This window comes from Leisingera sp. SA32, from assembly GCF_056033425.1.
The window spans coordinates 200,897-221,653 of sequence record NZ_JBVYHB010000006.1; the positions used below are offsets into that span (position 1 = coordinate 200,897).

The 20,757-nt window shown below is 64.0% G+C and carries 20 protein-coding genes; 9 read left to right on the top strand and 11 right to left on the bottom strand.

Annotation, left to right across the window (positions count from 1 at the left end; genetic code table 11):
* Positions 1-11 precede the first annotated feature (11 nt).
* The gene (locus tag AC0IPL_RS11330; RefSeq protein ID WP_474274566.1) at positions 12-1,067 is read left to right on the top strand and encodes a sn-glycerol-3-phosphate import ATP-binding protein UgpC; all 1,056 of its coding nucleotides are present in this window, start codon (positions 12-14) and stop codon (positions 1,065-1,067) included.
* A complete protein-coding gene (locus AC0IPL_RS11335; RefSeq protein WP_474274568.1) occupies positions 1,067-2,020 on the top strand; it encodes a glycerophosphodiester phosphodiesterase family protein in 954 nt (317 codons plus the stop codon). Before AC0IPL_RS11330 ends, AC0IPL_RS11335 begins: the two co-directional genes overlap by 1 nt.
* 54 nt (positions 2,021-2,074) lie before the next feature.
* Here AC0IPL_RS11335 and AC0IPL_RS11340 read toward each other — a convergent pair whose 3' ends face one another.
* Together AC0IPL_RS11340 and AC0IPL_RS11345 are read right to left on the bottom strand one after the other, a co-directional pair.
* Positions 2,075-4,330 (bottom strand): methyl-accepting chemotaxis protein, encoded by a 2,256-nt coding sequence (locus AC0IPL_RS11340; protein ID WP_474274570.1) that lies wholly within the window; start codon positions 4,328-4,330, stop codon positions 2,075-2,077.
* 437 nt (positions 4,331-4,767) lie between these two features.
* Entirely contained in the window at positions 4,768-5,883 is a 1,116-nt protein-coding gene (locus AC0IPL_RS11345) for a cystathionine gamma-lyase (RefSeq protein WP_474274572.1), read from the bottom strand.
* Positions 5,884-6,044: 161 nt separating this feature from the next.
* Between AC0IPL_RS11345 and AC0IPL_RS11350 the strand changes: the two genes are divergently transcribed.
* The gene (locus tag AC0IPL_RS11350; RefSeq protein ID WP_474274574.1) at positions 6,045-7,298 is read left to right on the top strand and encodes an aminotransferase class V-fold PLP-dependent enzyme; all 1,254 of its coding nucleotides are present in this window, start codon (positions 6,045-6,047) and stop codon (positions 7,296-7,298) included.
* Positions 7,299-7,443: 145 nt separating this feature from the next.
* Complete coding sequence (locus AC0IPL_RS11355) at positions 7,444-8,850, top strand: efflux transporter outer membrane subunit (protein ID WP_474274576.1); 1,407 nt, start codon at positions 7,444-7,446, stop codon at positions 8,848-8,850.
* Positions 8,851-8,934: 84 nt separating this feature from the next.
* Here AC0IPL_RS11355 and nqrM read toward each other — a convergent pair whose 3' ends face one another.
* From nqrM to AC0IPL_RS11370, 3 genes are all read right to left on the bottom strand, one after another.
* Complete coding sequence (nqrM, locus tag AC0IPL_RS11360; RefSeq protein WP_474274577.1) at positions 8,935-9,174, bottom strand: (Na+)-NQR maturation NqrM; 240 nt, start codon at positions 9,172-9,174, stop codon at positions 8,935-8,937.
* Positions 9,175-9,196: 22 nt separating this feature from the next.
* Entirely contained in the window at positions 9,197-10,219 is a 1,023-nt protein-coding gene (locus AC0IPL_RS11365; protein WP_474274579.1) for an FAD:protein FMN transferase, read from the bottom strand.
* An 80-nt stretch (positions 10,220-10,299) separates the two neighbouring features.
* The gene (locus AC0IPL_RS11370) at positions 10,300-10,488 is read right to left on the bottom strand and encodes a hypothetical protein (RefSeq protein ID WP_474274581.1); all 189 of its coding nucleotides are present in this window, start codon (positions 10,486-10,488) and stop codon (positions 10,300-10,302) included.
* A gap of 108 nt (positions 10,489-10,596) precedes the next feature.
* Between AC0IPL_RS11370 and AC0IPL_RS11375 the strand changes: the two genes are divergently transcribed.
* The 3 genes from AC0IPL_RS11375 to AC0IPL_RS11385 all read left to right on the top strand — a co-directional run bounded on the left by AC0IPL_RS11375 (position 10,597) and on the right by AC0IPL_RS11385 (position 11,901).
* On the top strand, positions 10,597-11,121 hold the full coding sequence (locus AC0IPL_RS11375) for a CBS domain-containing protein (RefSeq protein WP_474274582.1): 525 nt from the start codon (positions 10,597-10,599) through the stop codon (positions 11,119-11,121).
* 161 nt (positions 11,122-11,282) lie between these two features.
* The gene (locus tag AC0IPL_RS11380) at positions 11,283-11,552 is read left to right on the top strand and encodes a ribbon-helix-helix domain-containing protein (RefSeq protein WP_474274583.1); all 270 of its coding nucleotides are present in this window, start codon (positions 11,283-11,285) and stop codon (positions 11,550-11,552) included.
* Positions 11,542-11,901 (top strand): type II toxin-antitoxin system RelE/ParE family toxin, encoded by a 360-nt coding sequence (locus AC0IPL_RS11385; RefSeq protein WP_474274585.1) that lies wholly within the window; start codon positions 11,542-11,544, stop codon positions 11,899-11,901. Before AC0IPL_RS11380 ends, AC0IPL_RS11385 begins: the two co-directional genes overlap by 11 nt.
* Before the next feature lie 76 nt (positions 11,902-11,977).
* Here the strand turns inward: AC0IPL_RS11385 and nqrF are convergent, their stop codons facing one another.
* The 6 genes from nqrF to AC0IPL_RS11415 are packed head-to-tail and all read right to left on the bottom strand — an operon-like array spanning position 11,978 to position 17,833.
* Entirely contained in the window at positions 11,978-13,201 is a 1,224-nt protein-coding gene (gene nqrF / locus AC0IPL_RS11390) for an NADH:ubiquinone reductase (Na(+)-transporting) subunit F (RefSeq protein ID WP_474274587.1), read from the bottom strand.
* A gap of 15 nt (positions 13,202-13,216) precedes the next feature.
* Positions 13,217-13,825 carry an NADH:ubiquinone reductase (Na(+)-transporting) subunit E gene (gene nqrE, locus AC0IPL_RS11395; protein ID WP_024092714.1) on the bottom strand — a complete coding sequence of 203 codons (609 nt, stop codon included), beginning with the start codon at positions 13,823-13,825 and terminating at the stop codon, positions 13,217-13,219.
* Positions 13,825-14,478 (bottom strand): NADH:ubiquinone reductase (Na(+)-transporting) subunit D, encoded by a 654-nt coding sequence (locus tag AC0IPL_RS11400; RefSeq protein ID WP_474274589.1) that lies wholly within the window; start codon positions 14,476-14,478, stop codon positions 13,825-13,827. Before AC0IPL_RS11400 ends, nqrE begins: the two co-directional genes overlap by 1 nt.
* Position 14,479: 1 nt before the next feature.
* Entirely contained in the window at positions 14,480-15,283 is an 804-nt protein-coding gene (locus tag AC0IPL_RS11405; RefSeq protein WP_474274590.1) for a Na(+)-translocating NADH-quinone reductase subunit C, read from the bottom strand.
* Positions 15,276-16,484, bottom strand: a complete 1,209-nt coding sequence (locus AC0IPL_RS11410; protein ID WP_474274593.1) for an NADH:ubiquinone reductase (Na(+)-transporting) subunit B — start codon at positions 16,482-16,484, stop codon at positions 15,276-15,278. The genes AC0IPL_RS11405 and AC0IPL_RS11410 overlap by 8 nt, the downstream gene beginning before the upstream one ends.
* A 5-nt stretch (positions 16,485-16,489) precedes the next feature.
* Positions 16,490-17,833 (bottom strand): Na(+)-translocating NADH-quinone reductase subunit A, encoded by a 1,344-nt coding sequence (locus AC0IPL_RS11415; protein ID WP_474274595.1) that lies wholly within the window; start codon positions 17,831-17,833, stop codon positions 16,490-16,492.
* Positions 17,834-18,443: 610 nt separating this feature from the next.
* Here AC0IPL_RS11415 and repA point away from each other — a divergent pair.
* Complete coding sequence (repA, locus tag AC0IPL_RS11420; RefSeq protein WP_474274597.1) at positions 18,444-19,619, top strand: plasmid partitioning protein RepA; 1,176 nt, start codon at positions 18,444-18,446, stop codon at positions 19,617-19,619.
* Positions 19,619-20,596 (top strand): plasmid partitioning protein RepB, encoded by a 978-nt coding sequence (gene repB / locus AC0IPL_RS11425; RefSeq protein ID WP_474274599.1) that lies wholly within the window; start codon positions 19,619-19,621, stop codon positions 20,594-20,596. The genes repA and repB overlap by 1 nt, the downstream gene beginning before the upstream one ends.
* The last annotated feature ends 161 nt before the right edge of the window (positions 20,597-20,757 follow it).

A 20,757-nucleotide genomic window follows, 5' to 3' on the forward strand; every position in this document is an offset into this window, starting at 1 on the left:
GGCGCCCCGAAATGGCAGATATTCAACTCAAAGATCTGGTGAAATCCTACGGGCCAACCGAGGTGCTGCACCACGTCGAAGGCGACATCAAGGATGGCGAATTCGTCGTCATCGTCGGCCCCTCTGGCTGCGGCAAATCCACCCTGCTGCGCATGGTGGCGGGGCTGGAGACGGTGACCTCGGGCGAGATCGCCATTGGCGGCAAACGCGTGAACGAGCTGGAGCCCGCGTCGCGCGACATCGCCATGGTGTTCCAGAACTACGCGCTCTATCCGCATATGTCGGTGCGCGAAAACATGGCCTATGGCCTCAAGATCCGCAAACTCTCCAAGGAAGAGATCAACCGCCGGGTCGAGGAAGCGGCGGATATTCTTGAAATCAGGCAATACCTTGACCGCAAACCGCGGCAACTGTCCGGTGGCCAGCGCCAGCGGGTTGCCATGGGCCGCGCCATCGTGCGCGACCCGCAGGTGTTCCTGTTCGACGAGCCGCTGTCCAATCTGGATGCCAAACTGCGCGTGCAGATGCGGCTGGAGATCCGCAAACTGCAACAGCGGCTGGGGGTAACCTCGATCTATGTGACCCACGACCAGGTCGAGGCGATGACGCTGGGCGACCGGCTGATGGTGCTGAACGGCGGCTATGTCGAACAGTTCGGGACTCCGATCGAACTGTATGACCGCCCCGCTTCGGTGTTTGTGGCGGGATTCATCGGCAGCCCGGCGATGAACTTTCTGCCGACAGAGGTGCAGAACGGCCAGGCCATCCTGCCCGGTGGCGCGATGGTAGCGGTCGCCAGCCAGCACACCGGCGCCGCCACCTTTGGCATCCGCCCGGAACACCTGGAGGCGGATGAAGCCGGCGCAATTGCCATTCAGGTGGACATGCTCGAACAACTGGGCGCCAACACGCTGCTGCACGGGCGCCTGCAAGGCACCGATCACACACTGGTCGCCAGCGTGCCCGGCCATGCCACCGACGCGCCCGGCAGCCTGCGCCGCTTTGCAGTGCAGCCTGACCGCAGCCACCTGTTCGACGCCAGCAGCGGCAAACGGCTGGACAGCTGATGACCTATCCCCAACTCTCCGCCTTTGCCGGCGGCCCCGGCGTGATCCGCCTGGTCGGCCACCGCGGCGCCCGCGGGGTGCTGCCGGAAAACACCCTCGCAGGGTTTGAGTTCGCGCTGCAAGCCGGAGTCGAACTGCTGGAGCTGGATGTCACCGCCACCCGCGACGGGGTGGTGGTCATCACCCATAACCATCACCTGACGCCCTCGATGGTGCGCGACAGCAATGGCAACTGGCTGCAAGGCACCCCGCCCAAGGTCTCCGGGCTCAGCCATGAAGAATTGCTGCCCTATGACGTGGGCGGGCTGGACAGCCGCAGCGCCTATGGCCAGCGGTTCCCGGATCAGGCTTTTCTGCCGCAAACGCCAATCCCGCGATTGTCGGAGCTGCTGACCTTGCTGCAAGCGCCGCAGCATCGGCATGTACATCTGTTGCTGGAGATCAAATCCGATCCCGACCTGATGACCGACAAGGCTGCCCGCAGCGCCCTGGTGCAGGCGGTGGTCGACGAGGTGCGCGGCGCCGACGTTCAGGACCGCACCGTGCTGCACAGTTTTGATTGGGATCTGCTGGCCGATTGCCAGCGCATCGCGCCAGAGATGCCTGCCTCTTTCCTGACGCAGCTGCCGGACAACGACGACGACGTGGGCGAGGATTCCTCCAAGGCGGTGAACCCGGTCGCAGGCTTCAGCGTGCTGGAGCTGCCAGACAGGGTGGCCGACGCCGGTGGCCAGTTCTGGTGCCCCTACTATCTGGACATCACCGCCGAAGCACTGGCCCGTGCGCGTGAACTGGGGTTGATCACCGTGGTCTGGACCGCAAATGAAACTGCGGACATCACCCGCATGATCGAGCTGGGCGTCGATGCGATCTGCACGGACTATCCCGGCCGGGTGCAGCATCTGTTGCGCAGGCAGGGGCTGCACTGGCTGCCAGGGCCCCACCCATCCTGACCACCTGCTCCGGGGCGTCGGCCTTTGCCCGCCCCGGACGCTTCTCCATGCCGCTTAGGCAATGCGGCGCAATGGCTCCGGTCGCGCCTGCGCCGCCTCCTGCGACTGGCCCAGCTCGAACTGGCCGACCACCGCCGAGAGGCTGTGCGCCTCGTTTTGCAGCAGCTGGCTGGAGGCCGCGCCTTCTTCGGCCATGGCGGCGTTCTGCTGGGTCATGTTGTCCAGCTGGTGCATGGCGCCGTCGATCTTTTCCAGGCCCAGTGACTGGGTGCGCACCCCTTCGGCAATCTCGCTCACCAGACCGGACACGTCCGACACCTGTTCGATGATGCTGCTCAGCGCATCGCCCGCGCGGCCCACCATCGACACACCATTGGCGACATATTCCTCGCTGGCGGTGGTCAGCGCCTTGATCTGCCCCGCCGCGTTCGAGGCCCTTTGCGCCAGCGCCCGCACCTCTGAGGCAACCACCGCGAACCCCGCCCCCGCAGGGCCCGCGCGCGCCGCCTCCACCCCGGCATTCAGGGCCAGCAGATTGGTCTGGAAGGCCACATCGTCGATCAGGTTGATGATCTTGGAAATCTGGGCTGAGGCCTCCTGGATCTGGTCCATCGCCTCGACGGCAGAGATCACCACCCCACTGCTCTGCTCCGCCTCGCTGCGGGCGCCGCGCATGGTTTCATCCATCCGCCCGGCCCGCTCCGCGGTGGCCCGGATGCCGCCGGTCAGATCCCGGATGGCTGTTGCCGTTTCCTCCAGCGTCGCGGCCTGACTTTCGGTGCGGTGGGCCATTTCGGTGGCCGCGCCGCGCTGCTCTTCAGAGAACCGCCCGACATTCTGGGCCGCGCCCACGACCTCTCCCAGCGAACTGCGCAACCGTTCAAGGCTGCGGTTGAAATTCTCCCGCAGGGTCTCATATTGGCCGTCAAACGGCACCTCGATGTCGCAGGCCAGATTACCGCGTTGCAATTCCGCCAGCGCCGCACTCATCCCCTCGACCACCGCCGCCGTGTGGCGGGCCGCCTCGACCTCTCGGGCCGCCGCGGCGTCGGCCTCTTTCAGCTTGCCACGAAAGGTATCGAGGCTGCGGGCCAGGTCACCCAGCTCGTCGCCGCGGTCACGGCCCCGGATTTCGGTGTCATACTGGCTGTCGGCCAATGCGTTGGTGGCTTCGCGCAGGGCATGCACCGGCCGGGTGACACTGCGCGCCGCAAGCCAGGACACCCCGATCGCCGCCAACAGCGCCGCGCCGATCAGCGCTGCGGCAGTCAGCCGAATCCGCTCCACCGCGGCAAAGGCGGTGCGGGCGTCGGTCTCCAGCACCAGCGACCAGTCCAGCCCCGGCAGATGCAGCGGCAACACCATGGCAATCGCCGACGTGCCGAGGCTTGACGTCTCTGCCGCCATCTGGCCTTGCGCGCGGACCATGGCCGCCTGCACCTGCGGTGTCTGCGCCAGCGGCTCCAGAATGGGAAACAGCCCGGACACGGAGGCCGGGCTCCGCGCGCGGCCATCGCTGCTGACCACAAAGATGTTCTGATGGCTGCCCCCCGACAGGTTGCTGGTCAACGCATTGACGACGCCGTCGCTGCCCAACTGCACCGCGATCACACCCACCACCTGCTTGCGCTTGGAAAACACTGGCGCGGCCATGAAGGCCGCAACCCCGTCGCTGCCATGGGCGTAGCTGGCGAAATCCGCTGTCACCACGGTGCCGGCTTCCGCCTCCAGCGCCGACGCATAGACCTGCGCCAGGCCGCTGTCCGGCGCGTCCTGGATGTCGGTCATGAAATCACCCTGCTTGCGGACCGAATAGACCACCTGCCCCTTGGCGCTGATCAGGTAGAGATCTTTATACCCGTTCAGCCGCAGGCTTTGCAGGAAGGTCGGGTGATAGGTCACATGCGATTGGTTGTAGTAGCTGCCGTCGCCAGCATCCAGCAGCTCTTCGCGCTGGTCTGCGGGATGCGGGTTTGCCGCGGCATAAGTCTGCTTCAAATAGGCCACGGGGTCGTCTTCCTCGACCATGCCGATCACCCGTTCAAAGTTGCTGATGGCCCGGAACACCGCCGGCTGCCCGGCGAGGCTGGAGACATCCGAGCGCGCCGCCTGGATCAGGAACCCCAGCGCCTGGGCGCCGGATTTTGCCTCGATCTCCTGCGCGGCAAAAGCGTTTTCGCGGATGCTGCGCTCGGCCATCGAATAGACCAGCAGCGAGACGGTCACCAGAAATGCCCCGGTCAGCGCCACCATGATCAGTGGCAGTTTCAGCTTCAGCGGCAACTTGGTCAGGCGCGGCAAACGGGACATACTGGGCAATCTCCTGCAAGGCGGTCTCCGGATCGGATCCGGGATTGTCGGAGCGTAGACAGCAATGTCCTGACAAAACGTGTACCGTATATTTGCCGCTGATCCCGTCACCGCCGCCGCCAATCCGTTTGCAGCCCGTGGCCTGCCACGCCAAGGGGCGGCGACGCCGCGCCGGGCGCGCCCAACGGTCACCGCGCTGGCTGCGGTAGACGTCTGGAATCCCTCAGAGTTCTGATGGAATCTCTATTCCTGGAGATCCCTGCAACAGGACCACCAGCGTACTGACCGCCTGCCCCGCAGATCACGGCCCAAAACCGCGCAATTCTAAACACTCTTCCTGTAGCCCGGGCCGATCCGCACCGAACCGGGCCGCCCAACGGCCCCGCCAGATGAAAAACCGCCCCAGCGCTGGCGCGGTCAGTCACCGCTGTCTGGCCTCAGCCGGGCAGCGCGTCCAAGGCGTCGGCGATGGCACTCCAAAGCTCCTCCGCCGGTTCGGTGCCGACCGACAGTCGCACGAAGCCCGGCGCCACATCGTCCCCCCAGCGCGCGCGCCGCTCGGCTGAGCTGTGAACACCCCCAAAGGACGTCGCCGCGCGCAGCAGCGGGCAGCCGTTGATGAAGGCATCCGCCTGTTCGGCACTCTCCAGCGTCAGCGAAATAAGGAAGCCGAAGCGGGCCATCTGCCGCTTGGCCAGTGCATGGGCCGGATCCTGTGGCAGGCCGGGATAGCGCACCGTGCCGGCCTTGGGATGCGCTGCCAGCCGCTCGGCCAGCATTTCGGCGGTGCTGCACATACGATCAAACCGCAGCTCCAGCGTTTCCAGACCGCGATGCGCCAGCCAGGCCTCCTGCGGGCCGGGGATGCCACCGCCGAACTGGCGCCATTCGCGCGCAGCCGTCAGGATCGTCTCGTTGCGGGTGGACAGATGGCCCATCAGCACATCGGAATGGCCGCCCGGCGCCTTGGTGTCAGAGGCGACGACCACATCCGCGCCCAGGTCCAGCGGGCGCTGGCCCAGCGGGGTCATGGTGGTGTTGTCGACAATCAGCACGCCCCCCGCTGCATGCACAGCCTGCGAAATCGCGCGCAGGTCGCACAGGTCAAGACCGGGATTGGACGGCGTCTCGGCGAAGACCACGTCATAGCCCGCAAACCCGCCCTCGGCGAATTGCGCGCTGGGGCGCTGGTCGACCTCGACGCCCAGCTGCGCCAGGAACCGCTCGCTCAGCCGCCGGGTGACATAATAGCCGTCCGACGGGATCAGGATCCGAGAGCCTGCCTTTACGCAGGCAAACAGCGAGGCTGAGATCGCCGCCATGCCCGAGGGGTAGGCCAGCGTGGGCGCATCCTCCAGATAGGCCAGCACGTGCTCCAGATGTTCCCAGGTGGCATTGTCGGCGCGGCCATAGCTGGGTCCGCCCTGCCAGTCGCCCGGCAGATGATACATCGAACTCTGCGTCAACGGCAGCGCCACCGGGTCGCCCTCGGTCAGGGTGTTGCCGCGCAGATGCAGCATGGCTCCGGCTTTGGGGGCGGTGGGGGTGTCCATTGTCTGTGCCTCTTGCTTACGCCTGTTCTGCCAAAGTGTTACCCGCCCCGGACACAAAAGGAAATCGGCGGGTGCCGCAGGCCCGCAGGATTTTTTGGATTGCCCCTGACCGGATCCTCCCTAGGCTGGCGCGACCCTGTCCCCTACCCCACGGAGCCACCATGACCCAGATCACCGAACCGCTGCTGCAACAGATCCGCAGCCGTTTTGCCCAGGTCGACAGCTGTCCTGAGCAGGGCGCGCGCGTCTTTTTCGAAAATGCCGGCGGTGCGTTGACCCTGAAATCGGTGGTTGAAACCTCGGCCCGCTATGCGGCGATCCCCGACAACCAGGGCCGCGACAACCCCGGCAGCCACGCGCAGGTCGCCGCCATTGCCAAGGCGCGTGCAGACATGGGCGAGCTGATGAACGCGCCGGGCGGGCAGTTCTTTACCGGCGAAAGCGGCACCGAGCTGCTGTTTCGCCTCATCATGAACGCCTGCCTCGCCGCACCCGCCGGGGCCATCGTTCTGGGTTCGACGCTGGAGCACCCGGCAACGCGGGCCGCCTGCGCCCGCTGGGCCGGGGTGGCGCGGCAGCAGCATGTGCTGATCCCGCATGACGACGCCAGCGGCACCATCACCGCCCAGGCCTATGCCGAGGCTGTCACCCCCGACACGGCGGTGGCGACCATTGTACACACCTCGCCGGTGACCGGCATGGGGGTGGACGTGGCCGCTTGCGTCGCCGCCATCCGCGCGGTGGCACCGGAGTGTTTCATTATCATCGACGGCATCCAGCATGCCGCCCACGGGCAGATCGACCTGGCGGCTTACGGCGCAGATGGCTACGTGATCTCGCCTTACAAGATGTTTTCGCGTCATGGCTTTGGCCTTGCCTGGATCTCCGACCGGATGACGCGCCTGCCGCATGATGCGCTGATTGGCGGGCCCGCGGACACCTGGGAAATGGGGACCCGCGACAGCGGCAGCTATGCAACCCTGTCGGATGTGGCCGAGTACCTGGACTGGCTGGGCGGCGCGGTCAGCAGCAGCACCGATCGGCGCGACCGCTTCCGCGCCGCGGGGGCGGCGATCCATGCCCACGAAAAGACACTGACCGATGCGATGATCCACGGCACCGGCAACCTGCCCGGCCTGGCAGAGCTGCCGGGCCTCACCATCCTGGGCGGCGCCGACAACCCCGCGCGTGAGGGGTTGGTCTGCTTTGCATTGAACAGCCTGGCCTCGGCAGAGGTGGTGAAGCGCCTGAACGCAGCAGGCATCCGCACCCATCTGCGCAAGGCGGATCATTATTCGGGCAATATCCTGACGCCCTTGGGCCTCGACGCCTGTGTGCGGGTTTCCCTGTGTCACTACAACACGCTGGGCGAGGTTGCGGCCTTCCTGGCGGTGATGAAGGAGCTCGCCGCCTGAGCCACCCCCGCATTCTGCCTGTGGGCGACGTGCATCACTGCGCGACAAACACCCCGCTGGCGACCGGTTTGGTTACCGCCGCGCATAAAAATCGGTCTAGGCTGGCTCAAAGTCCGCATCAAAAGCGGGCGACGAGAGGCAAGTCATGAGCAGATCTTCTTGGGCGGTGCGTTCCGTATTGCTGGCCGGAACCGTTCTGTGCAGCTGTACTGTTGTCGGGCGCGACTATCAGCGTCCCGACGTGGCGGTGCCTGCCAGCTATTACCAAAGCCGCGGCACGGACACCGTACAGGCGGCCAGCGCCCCTTGGTGGCAGGGGCTGAACGATGCCACGCTGAACCGGTTGGTCAGCGCCGGGTTGGCCCAGAACCTCAGCCTTCAGGCCGCACGGGAGCGACTGAAGGCGGCCGAGGCCACCCGCCGCGGCAGCGGCCGGGTGCAGCAGGTCGATGGCGGTCTGGAAGCCAGCTCGATTTTCTCGCGGCGGGAGTCGCAGAACGGCTCCAGCAACCTAGACCAGGCCACGATTGACGCCACCTATGTGTTCGATCTGTTCGGTGGTTTCCAACGTCGCTCGGAACGCGCGGTGGCAGATCGCGACGCACAGTTCTACCAGATGGCCACCACGCGGCTGGCGATCATCGACGCCATCACCCGCACCTATATCCAGGCCCGCTATTTCCAGCGCGGCGCCGATGTGACCCGCAAGACCATCGCCCTGCGCCAGCAGATCCTGGGCACCGTTCAGGAACTGCAGGAGGCCCAGGCGGTGCTGGCGCTGGATGTGGAGCGCACCAAGCTGCAGGTTGCCAGCGCCAAGGCCGACCTGCCCGGGTTTGTCGCCAACTATGAGGCATCGGTCTATGCATTGGCCACGCTGCTGGACCGGGACGCGGCAGAGGTCTTTCAGATGATGCAAGGCCGCTATGGCCAGCCCTACCCGGCCAGCCAGCCGGAACTGGGCGTGCCAGCCGCCCTGCTGCGCAATCGCCCCGATGTGCTGCTGGCCGAGGCACAGCTGCGCAGCGCCACTGCCGCCATCGGCGTCAGCGAGGCTGAGCTTTATCCCTCGTTGGAAGTGACCGGGCAGGTGCAGGCCAGCCGTGGGCTGGATAATCTTTATACCATCGGTCCGGTCCTGACCCTGCCGCTGTTCAACCGCCCGGTGTTGCGCAGCCTGCGCCAGCGCGCCATCGCAGAGGCCAAGGCAACGGAATATGATTACCGCGCCGCCATCCGCGCCGCGGTGGAGGAGGTGCAGGCCCAACAAAGCGCGCTCAGATCCGCCCGCCAAAGCGTCGCGGCCCAAACCCGTGCGGTCAATCTGGGCACCAAGGTGGCCAGCCTCGCGCGCGAAACCTTCCGTGCGAGCGAAATCACCCTGTTTGACCTGCTCTCGACCGAGGAGGCCCTGCGCACCAATGAGCTGAACCTGATTGCCGCACGCCGCGATCTGGCGCTGACCTGGGCCGGGCTGCAAATCTCGCTGGGCCAGGGTTGGGCCGCGGATCAGGATCCGGGCAGCGCCGTGGTCAAGGTCGCCAAGAAATAGACGGTAGAAACCACACGGCCCGCCCCTCGCGGGCGGGCCTTTTGCAATGTGTCGTGTACGCTGGCGCGGATCCGGCCGCGGCGGTCAGCCCTGCGGCTGTTCCATCCGTTCGACCATCTGCCGCGCACGCTTGCATTGCAGCTTGTCGCGCAGCGGGCTGTCGGGGTCGATGTCCTTGGCGCAGACCACGCATTTGTCCGCGCCGGAAATCGCGTTCAGCCCGCCACAGCTACCCTTGATCTTCTTGCCCATCAGGATCACCCCCAGCGACATGCCTAGGGTGATGATCAGCAGCAGGATGAAGGCCAGAAGAAAAGTGCTCATGATACGGCTCCCGCGCGGTGGATCAGTTGGCGTTCAGCGCGTCAAAGGCGCTGCTGGTGGCGGTGATATAGGCATCCTCGCCCGCCGTCACATCCCGATCGATGAAATACACGGCAAGTTTATGCGCCTCCGCCACGGCCAGCCCCGCCTCGCGGCCCAACACCAGCATCGCGGTGGCCCAGGCATCAGCCAGCATGGCGTTTTCGGCCAGCACCGTCACAGAGGTGGTGGCATGGGTCACCGGCCGGCCCGACACCGGATCGAGGATATGGGAATAGCGACGCCCCTCATGTTCAAAGTAGTTGCGGTAATCCCCGGACGTCGCCAGACCCAGATTGCTCACCGGCACCACCAGCTGCACGGTCTGCGCTGCGGCGTCGGGTTTCTCGATGCCGATGCGCCAGGGCTCGCCCGCGAGGTTCTGCCCCTTGGTCACCAGATCACCGCCGATCTCGACCATGTAGCTCTCGATCTCAAAGCCCTGCAAAGTCTCGGCCACCGCATCGACGCCATAGCCCTTGGCGATGGCCGACAGGTTGATGCCAACGTCGGGCGCGGATTTGGCCAGGGTGCCACCCGCGCTGTCCAGCGTCAGCAGGCGCGCCTGGCCGACCTCCTGCAACGCCGCCGTGATCGCGTCATCCGATGGCAACGGATCCTCCGGTTTGCGCGGGCCAAAGCCCCACAGCTCAATCAGCGGACCCAGGGTGACATCAAACTTGCCGCCGCTCTTTTCATGCACGTCATTGGCCGCGGCCACCACATGGGCAAACTCCGCCGAGATCGCGACCGGCGCGGTGCTGTCCGCGGCGGAGAAGGTCGAGACCTCGGAGTTGGGATCCCAGTTCGACATCTTGGCGTTGACCGCCGCCAGCGTGTCCTCGATCGCCGCCGCCAGCGCTTCGCCGTCCAGATCGGTGCCGATCGCGGTCACATTGTAGGTCGTGCCCATGGTCTCGCCCGACAGGCGCAGCTCCTCGGGATCGCTGGCAAACCAGCATCCCGGCACCAGCAGGATCAGGGCAAACAGGAACCATCTCGGCATGTGGAAAGCCTCCGCAACAAAAAGCTGGCGCACGTATGCCCGCGACCCGTGGCAGAGTCAAACCCGGCCGCGGCAGTGCTTCAGAACTTCAGCGGCACAAAAGCCAGCGCCAGCAGTCCCAGCGCAGCCGGCACCCCGAACAGCCAGGCCCGCAGCCGCGCATTGGGCGGCTGCTCCTTCCAGGTCTTGCGGTACATATGGCCGCAGACCACCACCACGAACACCAGCAGCGCCCCGGTCACCGGCGTCAGGTAAAGCCTATCGAACATGTTGTTTTCCTGCCGTTGTTAGCGCTCGCGAAATTTCAACCCTTTCAGGTTTCCAATCCCGCGTTAAGATGAGCGGGAGACCTGACACAGACCAGGAGGAGACCCATTATGGCACCGTTCTCTTATCAGCCGCCGACCCGTGGCGACAAGGAAGACAAGCACACCTACAGCCAGACCGCCGACACGGCACTGTCACATGATCAATCCACCGTGGCCAAGCTGCTGGAGAAGAAAGGCGATGCGGTATTTTCCATTCGCCCCGGCGACACGGTTGGCCACGCCGTGGAGGTGCTGCGCGACAAACACATCGGCGCGCTTCTGGTCACCGATCAGAATGGCCAGTTGCAGGGCATCCTGTCCGAGCGCGACATCGTGCGGCGCATGGCCGAGACGCCGGGCCAGACCCTGCCGCAGAAAGTCGCCGACCTGATGACCCAGGAGGTCAAGACCTGTGCGCCGGAAGATCTGTTGATCGATGTGGCCAAGGTGATGAACACCGGTCGCTTCCGTCACATGCCGGTGATGGATGACGGCCATCTGCGCGGGATGATCACCATCGGTGACGTGGTGAACTATCGGTTGCAGGAGCTGGAGTATGAAGCCCTGCGCATGAAGCAGATGATCGTCGGCTGACCCCCGCGGCGCCTTGGCATTCCGTTCCGGCGCCCCCGGCGGGCGCCGGACAAATCGCATTTCTGGCAACCTCTGCGCGGGTGGCCGACACATGGCTTTGGTTGAAAAATACTACTCAGTAGCATACATTCAGCACAGGCCACCTGTCCGGAGAATGCCCCATGAGTGTCAAAGCCTCCATTTCCCTCAGCGAATCCCAGGACGCCTTTGCCCGCGACCTGGTGGCCCAGGGCCGCTTTGCCAGTGTCAGCGCGGTGATGCAGCAGGGGCTCGAGCTGCTCCGGGCCGAGACCGAGGCCCGCGCCGCAGAGACCGAAGCCCTGCGCGCCCTTCTGAAAGAACGCCGCGACGGCACCTTCTCCGATACGCAGGAGATGCGCCACAGCACCCGCGCCATGCTGGCCCGCAAGAAAGCGCAGCATGGCCTATAGGGTCGTTGCGGCGGCTGATGTCGCCCGGGATCTGGATGCCATCTTCGATTTCCTCTTTGAGGCTGCGCTCGGCTTCGGCGAAGATCCGCAAACCGCCTTTGACCGCGCCTCGAACCGCATCCTGTGGATTGAAACCGCGATGCGGGATCTCACCAAGGCCCCCTTTCAGGGCACTCTGCGCCCCGAGCTGGGCGCGGGCCTGCGCGCTGTGACCAAGGGGCGCGCAATTTTTTGTTTTGACCTTGTCGAAGACGAACAGTTGCTGCGCGTCCTGGCGGTCTTTTTTGGCGGTCAGGATCATCAGCGGCAAATGCTGCTGCGCCTGCTCTCCCCCCACCGAGACAACTGACCACCCCCGACCCTCCGCCACCAAGACGCAAAAACCCCGGATGATGCCATCCGGGGTTTTCTGGTTTTTCGGGAGCTTAGCCGCCGAAATCGTCCAGCATGATGTCTTCGCGGTCGACACCCAGTTCCAGCAACATGTTGATCACCGATTGGTTCATGATCGGCGGACCACACATGTAGAATTCGCAGTCTTCCGGCGCCGGGTGGTTCTTGAGGTATTCCTCATACAGAACGTTGTGGATGAAGCCGGTGTAGCCTTTCCAGTCGTCCTCGGGCTGGGCATCGGACAGCGCCACGTGCCATTCGAAGTTGTCGAACTCCTCGGCCAGCTTGTCGAAGTCCTCGACAAAGAACATCTCCTTCTTCGAGCGCGCGCCGTACCAGAAGCTGATCTTGCGGTCACGGTTCTCCAGCCGCTTCAGCTGGTCGAAGATGTGGCTGCGCATCGGTGCCATGCCGGCACCACCGCCGATAAAGACCATTTCCTTTTGCGTGTCGCGGGCGAAGAACTCGCCGAAGGGTCCGGAAATGGTGACCTCGTCGCCCGGTTTCAGGTTGAAGATATACGACGACATCTTGCCGGCCGGAATATCGGTGCTGCCCGGCGGCGGCGAGGCGACGCGGACGTTGAGCATGATGATGCCCTTTTCGTCCGGGTAGTTCGCCATCGAATAGGCACGCTCCAGCGGCTCGTCCACGACGGATTTGTACTGCCACAGGTTAAACCGGTCCCAGTCCTCACGGTACTCCTCCTGCACGTCGAAATCGGTGTAGGACAGCTGGTGCGCGGGCGCTTCGATCTGGATGTAGCCACCGGCGCGGAAGTTGACGTCCTCGCCCTCGGGCAGCTCCAGCACCAGCGCCTTGATGAAGGTCGCGACGTTGTCGTTGGAGCGCACCTTGCAGCGCCATTTCTTGACGCCGAAGACTTCCTCGGGGACTTCGACCTCCATGTCCTGCTTGACCGCCACCTGACAGGACAGGCGATCCCCGCAGGCGGCTTCGCGCTTGGTGATGTGGCTTTCTTCGGTCGGCAGGATAGAGCCACCCCCAGAATGCACACGCACCTTGCACTGCGCGCAGGTGCCACCGCCGCCGCAGGCGGAGGGCACGAACAGTTTCTCTGCCGCCAGCGTCTGCAACAGCTTGCCGCCCGCAGGCACAGAGATGGTTTTCTCACCGTTGATGGTGATGTTGACGTTGCCGGTCGAGACCAGGCGGGACCGGGCGGCCAGAATGATGGCCACCAGCCCCAGCACGATCACCGTGAACAGGACAACGCCGAGCGTGAAAGTTTCCATAAGTTCCGCGCTCCCTTACAGTTTGACGCCGCTGAAGGACATGAAAGCCAGCGCCATCAGACCTGCGGTAATAAAGGTGATGCCCAGACCCTGAAGCCCGTCCGGCACGTCGGAGTATTTCAGCTTCTCGCGCACGCCGGCCATGGCGGTGATCGCCAGCGCCCAGCCAAAGCCGGAGGACAGACCATAGGTCGCCGCCTCGGCAAAGTTGTAGTCGCGTTCCACCATGAACAGCGAGCCACCCAGGATCGCGCAGTTCACGGTAATCAGCGGCAAGAAGATGCCCAAGGCGTTGTAAAGCGGCGGGAAATACTTATCCAGGATCATCTCCAGGATCTGCACCATGGCCGCGATCACCCCGATATAGGAGATCAGACCAAGGAAGGTCAGATCCACATCGGGAAAGCCCGCCCAGGCCAGCGCGCCGGGTTTCAACAGGTAGGTCAGCAGCAGGTTGTTGGCCGGAACCGTGATCGCCTGCACCAGCATGACAGAGATACCCAGCCCCAGCGCGGTCGAGATCTTTTTCGACACCGCGATGAAGGTACACATGCCCAGAAAGAAGGACAGCGCCAGGTTTTCAACAAAGATGGCCTTGACGGCCAGGGAAATAAGCCCCTCCATCAGTGCGCCTCCACGGATTGGATTTTGAATTCACGCTCTTCAACCTGGGCCGGTTTCCAGGTGCGGAAGCCCCAGATGATCAGACCGATGATAAAGAACGCCGAGGGCGGCAGCAGCAGCATGCCGTTGGGCACATACCAGCCACCATTGTTCACGGTTTCCAGGATGGTGAAGCCAAACAGCGACCCCGCGCCGAACAGCTCGCGGACGAAGCCCACCAGCATCAGGATCAAGCCGTAGCCCAGGCCGTTGCCGACGCCGTCGATGAAGGACGCCACTGGCGGGTTCTTCATCGCGAATGCCTCGGCGCGGCCCATCACGATGCAGTTGGTGATGATCAGGCCGACGAAGACCGACAGGGTTTTTGAAATCTCAAAGGCATAGGCCTTCAGCACCTGGTCCACCAGGATCACCAGCGACGCGATGATGACCATCTGCACAATGATCCGGATCGACCCCGGAATCTGGTTGCGCAGGATCGAGATGAACATCGACGAGAACGCGGTCACGAAGGTCACCGCCAGGGTCATCACAAACGCCACCTGCAAGGACGATGTCACCGCCAGCGCCGAACAGATGCCCAGCACCTGAAGCGTGATCGGGTTGTTGTCGACCAGCGGGTCGACCAGCATGTCTTTCTTGGTCTGCGCCATATCAGAGCTCTCCCGCTTGCAGGGCGTCCAGGAACGGGCCGTAACCTTCTTCGCCCATCCAGAATTTCACCAGGTTGTCCACACCGACAGAGGTCAGCGTCGCACCGGCCAGCGCATCAATGTGATGCTCCGGCCCGGCCGGCCCTTGGGTCTTGGCCACGCTGATTTTCAGCGCCCCGGTTTCGCCCCGCACCTTCTTGCCCGGCCACAACGCCTTCCAGCGCGGGTTGTCCACCTCGGCACCCAGGCCCGGCGTCTCGCCGTGCTGGTAGAACTGCAGGCCATAGATGTCGTTGCCGTTTTCCTCCAGCGCGATGAAGCCGTAGAGGGTCGACCACAGGCCATAGCCGTGGATCGGCAGGATCACCTTGTCCAGGTCACCGTTTTCCTCGCGCAGCAGGTACACGGTCTTGTAGCGCGACTGGCGGCCGATGCCTGCCGGGTCGTTCTCCAGTTCGCGGCCCAGCTCAGGGTCCTGTGCCGCGGCCAGACCGTCAAAGGTTGCGGCGTCGAACTGGTCGGTGAACGTACCGGTCGAAAGATCCAGCACCCGCGGTTCAAACGCCTCAAAGGCTTCGGCCACGTCCTGATCGGGCCGATACAGCCCGGCCACCTGCAACACGTTCAGCTGCTTGTCGCGCTTGCGGTTGATCTCCTGCACCGGGCGCAGGGAGACGGCAGCAGCGGACACGATCATCGAGGCCAGCAGGCAGACACCCACCGCGATCACGACGGTCTTGCCCACCGAATCCGGCGATGCGGCAAGGAAACGGCCAATCAGGCCCTTGCTTTGGGAATCAGCCATGGCGGCGCGCCCTCCGTTTGATGTTTGCCTGCACCACAAAATGGTCGATCAGCGGTGCAAAGACGTTGCCGAACAGGATTGCCAGCATCATGCCTTCGGGGAAGGCCGGGTTCAGCACCCGGATCAGCACCACCATCACCCCGATCAGCGCGCCATAGATGTAGCGGCCAAGGTTGGTGTGGGACGCCGACACCGGCTCTGTCACCATGAACACCAGGCCAAAGGCATAGCCGCCCAGCACCAGATGCCAATACCAGGGCATTGCGAACATCGGGTTGGTGTCGGACCCGATCAGGTTCAGCAGCATCGAAAACGCGATCATACCACCGAGGCAGCCCGCGATCAGGCGCCAGTTGGCGATCTTGGTGGCCAGCAGGAACACGAGGCCAATGGCACAGGCCAGCGTCGAGGTCTCGCCAAAGCTGCCCTGGATGGTGCCATAAAACGCGTCCGACCACTCGATCCCCTTGGCGGCCAGCGCCTGAAAACCATCCGCTGCGGAAACACCCAGCGCGGTGGCGCCGGAATAGCCGTCAACCGGGGTCCAGACACTGTCACCCGACATGTTGGCGGGATAGGCAAAATACAGGAACGCACGGCCCGTCAGCGCCGGATTCAAGAAGTTTTTGCCAGTGCCGCCAAAGACTTCCTTGCCGATGACCACGCCAAAGATGATCCCCAGTGCCACCTGCCACAGCGGCGCCGAGGCGGGCATGATCAGCGTGTACAGCATCGAGGTCACAAGGAAGCCCTCGTTCACCTCATGGCCGCGCACGGTGGCAAAGATCACCTCAAAGATGCCGCCTGCCACCAGTGTCACGACATAGATCGGCAGGAAATACAGGAACCCGTGGGCGATGTTCGCCATCGGGTTCGCTGCGTCCAGCGAGATGCCCAGCGTGTTCAGAATGGCGATGCGCCAGCCGGTGGCGGCATCCGCCCCCAGCGCCGCAATCGCGGAATTGGTCTGGTAGCCGGTGTTCCACATGCCCCACAGGATGCAGGGGATGGTGGCGATCACCACGTAGGTCATGATCCGCTTCATATCGACATATGAACGCGCATGCGGTGCCGCGGTGGTGACGGTTTTTGGTGTGTAGAGAAAGCTCTCCACCATCTCGTAGACGGGGAAGAGTTTCTCGTATTTGCCGCCCTTTTCAAAGTGCGGCTCGATGCTGTCAAAGAAGCTGCGCAATCCCATCCGGCTCAGCCCTCCTTTTCAATCTTGGTCAGGCAGTCGCGCAAGGCTTGCCCGTATTCGTACTTGGCCGGGCAGGCAAAGCCGACAAGGCCCATGTCTTCCTCGTCCAGTTCCAGTGCGCCCAGTGCCTGTGCGCTGTCGGTGTCCATCACCAACAGGGCGCGCAGCAGCTGCGTCGGCAGGTAATCCTGCGGCATCAGTTGTTCGAACGTGCCGGTGGGCACCATCGCGCGGCGGCCACCGTTCAGGTTGCTGGTCAGACCAAACAGCTTGCGCGTCAGGGCTGACCCCAGCACCGGCTGCACCGCGTATTTGCTGCCCATCGGGCGGATCCAGCCCAGCGGGATCTGCTTGCGGTCTTCCTCGATGATGGCGACCTGACGGGCAAAGCGGCCCAGGTAGGCCAGCGGCCCGGCAGCGGCGCGGCCCGACAGGATCGTGCCGGAGATCACCCGCACAGGGCCATCCGCCGCGATCTCGCCGCGGGTCAGCTCATCCAGGTTCGCGCCCATCACGGTGCGCAGCAGGCGCGGATTGCGCGCAGCCGGACCAGACAGCGCCACCACGGTGTTGGGATCCAGATGACCGGTCTGCAACAGGCGACCAATGGCGATCACATCCTGATAGGAAATCGTCCAGACCTCGCTGTCGCTGCGCAAGGGGTGCAGGAAATGGATATGGGTGCCCGCCAGCCCGCTGGGATGCGGTCCTGCAAAGGCCGCGGCTTCAACCCCGGCAATGTCGCTGCCCGGGATGCTGTCGCCGGCCTTCTGGCACAGGAAGGTTGTGCCCTCGGTCAGCAGCGTCAGTGCAGTCAACCCGGTCTCGAACGCCTCGGCCGCGTCGTTGATGATGACCGCGGCATCGGCGGCCAGCGGCTCGGAGTCCATCGCGGTCACAAAGATTGCGTCGGGCTTGCTGCCCGGCTGCGGCATCTTGGAATAGGGGCGCGTGCGGAACGAGGTCCACAGACCCGCCGCGCACAGCTTCTCGGTCAGACCTTCGGCGCTGTCGCTGTTGCCGGTGGCGGAAAAGTCGACGCCCGCGTCCTCAGCATCGGAGACCGCGATCACCACGCTCTGCAACACCCGGCGCGCGCCGCGGTTGATCGCCACGACCTTGCCGGTCAGCGGCGCCACCATCATCGCGGCCTCTGCGTCCTTGTGGCAGAACAGCGGCGTGCCGCGGCGGACCTCGTCGCCTTCCTGCACCAGCATGCGCGGTTTCAGCCCCAGGTAATCCGGCCCCAGCACTGCCACCGACGTGATGGCCGGGCCCGGTTGGATGGTCTGTTCCGGCGCGCCTGTCACCGGCAGATCCAGCCCCTTCCTCAAGTTAAATGTTTTCATATCTGGCTTACGTCCTTCCGAGGCCGATTCCCGTGGCGGTTCTTATCTGTTTCCGGCGGTTTAGACAAAGAAAACGCCGGCATTGGTCGTCTTCGACGCAACGCAGCGGTGCCGGGCCTTTTTTCCCGCGCGCACTCGAATCAAATTTGCCGCCGAAAGGCAAGGGCGCGCGCCCCGATCGGGCGCGTTTTCCACAGACTTCGCCGCAATCGGGCCGGTTTGCCGCATCTGCGCACGGCGGTCGTCCGATAGCACCCCGCGCGCGCCTGCCGCCCGCACTCCTCTTAATGACCCCGATTTTGCCCCCCGCCCCTGCCCTGCCCCGTGGCTGCGGCTTGATTCGGCGCAGTCAGTCGTCACGCGCCCCCGCCGCGCCCCAAGGGCGCCACCGCCGCAAACGCCGATTTACCGGGACTGAAAGGGTTGTTTCGTTTGTTTTCAGATGCTTGGCGAAAAATCCCAGCTTAGGCCCACAGATCCCGCCGTCGGTTGGCGGGCGGCTTAGCCTCTGAAAAGCAAGGAATCTGTTGCATAGGCCCGTCGGCATTGCGTATAGAAACGTTAAATAAGGCGCTGACGCAAAACAGCGTTACTATCGAGAGGGCAGCAGGTGGCAGAGGCACTCCACATCAATCAGCGTATCCGCGAGAACGCGGAAAACCTCAGCGCGGCCCTTGAGAGCCACATGCTGCAGAGTTTTGCGCCAGACGCAAGGAAGGAGTTGCGGCTGTTCAGCGCCGGCGAGGCGGCGGAGATGCTGGGCATTTCCTCCAGCTTCCTGCGCAAGCTGCACTTCGACGGCAAACTGCCTGAGGTCCACACCACTCCGGGCGGCCGGCGCCATTACTCCGCCGCCGATCTGCTGGAGATGCGCAAGATCCTGGATGCGGCGGCCAAGACGCCCGGCACCTACTTGCGCGGCCGACGCGCGGGCGACAAGGTGCAGGTGCTGTCCTTCCTCAACTTCAAGGGCGGCTCGGGCAAGACCACCTCCTCGATCCACACCGCCCAGCGTCTCGCGCTCAAGGGCTACCGGGTTTTGGCGGTGGACATCGACCCGCAGGCGTCTCTGACAACCCTGTTTGGCTACCGGCCAGAGGTCGATTTCCTGGAGACCGGCACCATCTATGACGCGATCCGCTATGACGATCCGGTGCCGATGCGCCAGATCATCCAGAAAACCTATTTCAGCGGTCTCGATCTCGCCCCCGGCGGGCTGATCCTGCAGGAATTCGAGCATGAAACCCCGCAGGCGCTGCTGAACAACATCCAACCGGCCTTCTTTGCCCGCATGGCCGCTGCCTTGCAGGAAGTGGAGCAGGATTACGACGTCATCATCTTCGACTGCCCGCCGCAGCTGGGCTATCTGACGATGTCGGCGCTTTGCGCGTCGACCGGGGTGCTGATCACCGTGGTGCCCAACATGCTCGACGTCGCCTCCATGTCGCAGTTCCTGCAAATGGCCGCCGAACTGCTGGACGTGGTCTCGGACGCCGGCGCGGCGCTGGAGTTTGATTTCCTGCGCTTCCTCATCAACCGCTATGAGCCCAACGACGGGCCGCAACAGCAGGTGGTCGCCTTCATGCGGCAGCTTTTCGGCGAAGAGGTGATGGTGGCGCCGATGCTGAAATCCACCGCCATTTCCGATGCGGGCCTGACCCAGCAAACGGTCTATGAGGTCGAAAGATCCCAGTTTCACAGGTCAACCTACGACCGTGCGGTCGATTCACTCAATCAAGTTAACGATGAGATAGAATCGCTCCTTCAACAGGCATGGAGGCGTTGATGGCACGCAAAGGCATTCTGAATTCCGCCCTGAAACCCGGCAATCCGGCCCCCACGACGGCCAAGCCCAAGATGATGCCGCGCGGCGCTGTCGGGGCGTTGCAATCTTCGCTCAGCAAATTGCAGGAAAGCGCGGTGCAGGAGATCGACACCGGACTGATCGACGACGCCGGCTACGAGGATCGCCTGTCCAGCGGCGGCGAGGCACAACAACAGCTGATGGAGAGCCTGCGGACCTATGGTCAGCAGGTTCCTGTGCTGCTGCGCCCCCACCCCAAGACACCGGGACGCTACGAAATCGTCTATGGCCGCCGTCGTCTGATGGCGCTGCGCCAGCTCGGCCTGCCGGTCAAGGCGATGGTGCGGCAGCTGGACGATCACGCGCTGGTGATGGCACAGGGACAGGAAAACACCGCCCGTCTGGATCTGAGTTTCATCGAAAAGGCGTCCTTCGCGGCGCAGCTTCAGGCGGATGGCTATGACCGGCAGACAATTGCCGCGGCGCTGTCGATCGACCTGCCGATGGTGTCGCGGATGCTCAAGGTGGGCACCGCGTTTGAGTTGCCATTCCTGCGACTGATCGGCGCCGCCCCCAGCATCGGGCGCGAACGCTGGATGACGCTGGTCAAACTGTTTCAGGAGCCAGGTGTGCGCAGCCGCGCGGTGGCCTATGCCAACACCCCGGATTTCCTGACCCATGATTCCGATGGCCGGTTCGAGGCGGTGCTAAACCGCGCGCAGGAAGCGTATGACGCCGTCCACCAGGCCGACAAGCCAACCCCTGCCCCGGCCACAACCCGCGCGCTGCCCGGCCCGGACGGCGCGGCGCTGGCCGGGCTGAAAACCACGGCCAAGGGCATCACGCTGACGATCGCGGAAAAGGATGCACCGGGTTTTGGCAGCTGGTTCGACGATAACGCAGAAACCATCCTGCAAGAGCTTCACCACCGCTGGCAGCAAGACCAGACCGACGGCTGAAGAATAAACAAGAGCAGAGCAACCAAGAAAGACAGGAGGCACGAGCAGACGGCAAAAGAAAAGCCCCCCAGGACATCACATCCCAGAAGGCCGTTCTCAGATTTAGCACCTTTGGAATAGCCCTTCACCGTTGAGACTGTCAACTCCATGCGTTGCATGGG